The organism is Ginsengibacter sp., assembly GCF_057362405.1.
Window position 1 is genome coordinate 1 of sequence record NZ_JBMQQG010000189.1, and the last position, 4,512, is coordinate 4,512.

Annotated in this window: 3 protein-coding genes and 1 pseudogene; all 4 read left to right on the forward strand. The window is 40.4% G+C overall.

Annotated elements, in window-relative coordinates:
• A partial coding sequence (locus tag ACO1O5_RS16490; RefSeq protein WP_486272148.1) for a phospholipase D-like domain-containing protein occupies window positions 1–813 on the forward strand: 813 nt, incomplete at its 5' end.
• Between the two features lie 179 nt (window positions 814–992).
• The gene (pafA, locus tag ACO1O5_RS16495) at window positions 993–2,621 is read left to right on the forward strand and encodes an alkaline phosphatase PafA (RefSeq protein ID WP_486272150.1); all 1,629 of its coding nucleotides are present in this window, start codon (window positions 993–995) and stop codon (window positions 2,619–2,621) included.
• A 134-nt stretch (window positions 2,622–2,755) separates the two neighbouring features.
• Window positions 2,756–3,790, forward strand: a complete 1,035-nt coding sequence (locus tag ACO1O5_RS16500; RefSeq protein WP_486272152.1) for a hypothetical protein — start codon at window positions 2,756–2,758, stop codon at window positions 3,788–3,790.
• Between the two features lie 201 nt (window positions 3,791–3,991).
• Window positions 3,992–4,512: pseudogene (locus tag ACO1O5_RS16505) on the forward strand (glucoamylase family protein); the annotation flags it as partial.

A 4,512-nucleotide genomic window follows, 5' to 3' on the forward strand; every position in this document is an offset into this window, starting at 1 on the left:
GAAGAAGCTGGCATTGAAGTGCGTGACACAAGCCCGGAATTTACCATTACTCACGAAAAATCGATGGTGATTGATGATCGCATGGCTTTCATAAAATCACTTAACTGGGAAACCAAAAATCTAACAGAAACACGGGACTATGCTATCATCACTTATCATCCTCACGAAGTGAAAGAAATTATTTTGTGTTTTGAGGCAGATTGGCATCGGCAAAGTTTTGACCCGGGAGAAAATATGAATCTCATTTGGTGCAGCAACAATGGCCGTACAAGAATTGCCAAATTTATTGATGAAGCTAAACATACCTTGTTTGTCCAAAACGAAAGATTCCAGGATCTGGTAATAATTGAGCGACTGGTGCATGCTGCGAGTCGTGGTGTAAAGGTGCACGTGATGGCCCGTCCGCCTCACACCCTCAAAATGGACAAGCTTTTAGAAGGCGTTGGCGGCTTACGCATAATGGATGATGTTGGCATTAAAATACACAAACTGAAGTTCCTGAAGCTGCATGGTAAAATGTTGCTGGCTGATGGTTGCCGTGCAATTATTGGCTCCATTAATCTTACGCCGGGCAGTTTTGATCACCGGCGCGAGCTTGCAATAGAAGTACATGATGCTGAGGTAATTGAGAGGCTTCAAAAAATTGCACATTACGACTGGGAAAATTCTCATACACTTGACCTTTCTGATCAGGGACTTATCGAAGACCTGGAAAATATGCCTTCAGCGGGAGTTGCTAAACTGGTGCTTAACGAAGAGGTGATAGACGAGAAACACCACAAGCATAAGCATAAACACCATCACAAGGATTGAACAAATGCTTTGGCACGTTTAGATCTTGCAGCAGACTGCTAGTCTCCTTTTAATTCAAATTCTGTCCATTGAATAATTCATTTGGCAACAATATTTAATTTTCATCAATTTCCATATTTAACGTAATTTGAAGTATGCAATTCCTGTCCTTCGTTTCTGTCAACATTATCTAATTCTCCATGCGTAAAATCCTTCTCATTCTTATTGTTTGCCAGATCGCAAATTATGGCAAATGTCAAAGTGTAATAAAACGGCCAAAACTTGTAGTCGGCATTGTAGTTGACCAGATGCGATGGGATTTTTTGTATCGTTACTATGATCGGTACCAGGAAGATGGGGGCTTTAAGCGATTATTGAACCAGGGCTTTTCCTGTGAAAATACTTTTATTCCATATATACCTACGGTAACTGCGTGTGGCCATTCAAGCATTTACACCGGTTCTGTCCCGGCAATTGATGGAATCACCGGTAACGATTGGTGGGACTACGATTTATCAAAGCAGGTTTATTGCACCGATGATGATAATGCAACAACCGTGGGCAGTAATTCAGGTGAAGGGAAAATGAGTCCGCATAATTTATTGGTAACTACAATAGGAGACGAACTTCATCTTGCTACTAACTTTCGTGGAAAGGTAATCGGAATTGCATTAAAAGACCGGGCTGCTATTTTACCCGCCGGTCATAGCGCTAATGGTGCCTATTGGTACGATCATACAACGGGTGACTGGATCACATCGTCATATTATATGAAAGAGTTACCGCAATGGGTAAAAGATCTGAATGCAAAAAAAATGGTGGACGGTTATTTTGCCCAGGACTGGAATACACTCTATCCCCTGAACACTTATACGCAAAGCGCTCCCGATGAAGAGACCTATGAATCCAGGCCTTTCGGCGTAACAGTAAAAGGCTTCCCCTATAATTTAAAACAGTTTATTGGTAAAAATTACGGGATACTTCCTGTAACTCCGTTTGGAAATACACTTACAGTAGAAATGAGTGAAGCGGCTATAATGGGTGAGCAGCTGGGAACAGGCACAGCGACAGATTTACTTACCGTCAGCTTTTCGACTCCCGATTACATCGGGCATACTTTTGGCCCCAATTCAGTAGAGCAGGAAGATGATTATTTAAGGCTGGATAAAGATTTGGGAGCTTTCTTTCAATTCCTCGACAAACAAGTTGGCAAAGGCGAATATCTTGTATTTCTTTCCGCTGACCATGGCGTGGCACAGGTTCCTGAATTTTTAAAATCGCATAAAATTCCTGCAGGGAATGTAGATGATCAGGCAATCGTAGACGGGCTCAATGCTTTACTAAAGGAAAAATTTAAGACAGACAAACTGGTAATCGGCATGTTTAATTACCAGGTATTTCTTGATAGAAATCTTATGGCCACGCAACGTATCGATAAAGACGCTGTCTATAGAGAAGTAGTAAATTTTTTAATGCTGCAGCCTGGTATCTTAAGAGCTTTTGCAATGGATGGATTAAGTGAAGTGACCCTGAATTCAGAAATTAAGAAAGCCGTTGCAAATGGATACTATCCGCCGCGGAGTGGCGATATCCAGGTTATTCTGCAGCCGCAATATATTGGTGGGCAGGGCAGGGGTGGCACTACGCATGGTGTATGGAATCCCTATGATTCTCACATTCCATTGTTATGGTATGGATGGAATATTCATCCTGGCAAAACAAACAAAGAATTTTATATGACGGATATTGCTCCGACAATTGCAGCAATGCTTCATATACAAATGCCAAGTGGTTCCGTTGGGCATGTAATCGAAGAAGCATCAAAATAAAACATTTCGATTACACCTGGGCGTTATAGGTTTTAATTTTGGACCACGCATTACTTTTTTAACCAAACGAAAAAACACCTGCTGCAATATCCTAACGAATATTTTAGATTTTTTCAATATATAAACATAATATTATGAAAGCGGGTTTATCGTTTCTGTTCCTGGTATGTTTTTTACCGGGCAGCCTGGTGAAGGCTCAATCTTTCTTGGTAGATAAGCATCAGTTTTTTAGCGACACATCAATTTTAGACGCAACGATCACAACTAACATGGGCAAAATGCTCGGGCGCAAAAAAGAAGGAGAGGAGTTTGGTGGGATTTTCACAACCACCTTGCCGGGAGGCATCATTTCAAAAAATCCCGTTATGTTTACGTTCAGGGGACACTCCAGGAAGGCACTCTGCTTTGTGCCACCACTTGAGATTAATTTTAAAAATGAAAAAGATTCCGGATTTTCTGCATTAGGTTCTCTGAAGTTAACAAGTGGGTGCCAAACTTACGGCGAGTTCGATCAATATTTATTAAAAGAGTATCTCATTTACAGGATATATAATTTGCTTACTGACATGAGTTTTCGCGTGAGACTGATGAACTTGACTTTTGTTGATAGCGCCGGGAAAAAGAAATCAATTTCAGAACATGCATTCCTTACAGAAGATATAAAAGACATGGCTAAAAGAAATGGTTGTCGCAATTGGAAACACCGGCAGTTATCCGCAGCCGAAGCGGACCGCAAGCAGATGACCATTATGGCTATATTCGAATATATGATTGGTAATACAGACTGGGGAGTTGCAGTTAATCACAATACCAGGTACATTATTTCACGGAAAGATTCGTTAGCACGGCCTTATGTAGTGCCATACGATTTTGACTATTCGGGGTTTGTAAATACGCCTTATGCAATCCCTGATGAAAAACTTGGTATCGAAAATGTCCGGCAAAGAGTATACCGCGGCCTTCCGCGAAGCATGGAAGAATTAGATGAAGCATTCAATATTTTTAAAAAGCAAAAGGATAATATATATGGTTTGATAGAAAATTTTAATTTACTTACTTCGAAAAATAAAAAAGACATTATCAGTTATCTGGATGACTTTTATGCCCAGGTGAACAGCCCGCAAAAAGTAAAAGAAATTTTTATTCAAAATGCCATAAGTGATCAATAGAAAATATTCTATCATAAGATCTTTACCGCATCCTGGCTCTATTACGCAATAGTCAGGCCGTTTAGTCATCGGCCTTGAAATTCTAATTTTTCGCGCTGTCGTTTTTATTTAGCCATTATATGTTCAATGCACCCATACCAGGTGCAGTAGGTGAGCATCCTTTTCCTGTATCTTTATATTACTAATGAAGCTTGTTTGCATATGAAGAAACTCTATTTTCTACCACTACTTTTACTCGTCTTTAATTTTTCTTTTGCGCAAAAGAAAAGGAGGGTTACTGAAAATATTCCTGCCGGTAAAACATTTGTAATCGATAAGAATCTTTCTGATTCTGGATTGCTTGACTTAGTTCAAAAACAAACATTCAAATATTTCTGGGATTTTGCAGATCCGGTAAGTGGCATGGCCAGGGAGCGCAGCAATATAACAGATTACGGCCCGGAAGTAGCAGCGACAGGCGGTACGGGCTTTGGCGTGATGTCGATTATTGTGGCCGTTAGCCGGAACTGGATTACAAGAGACACGGCCGTAAATCGCTTGCTCAAATTGACGAAATTTCTTTTAAAGGCCGATAAATATCACGGCATTTTTCCGCATTGGTTAAATGGCGAAACCGGTAAAACAATTCCATTTAGTTCTAAAGATGATGGCGGTGATGTTGTTGAAACTTCTTATTTAATGGAAGGGTTGCTTTGTGCCCGTGAATATTTTAACGGCGATAA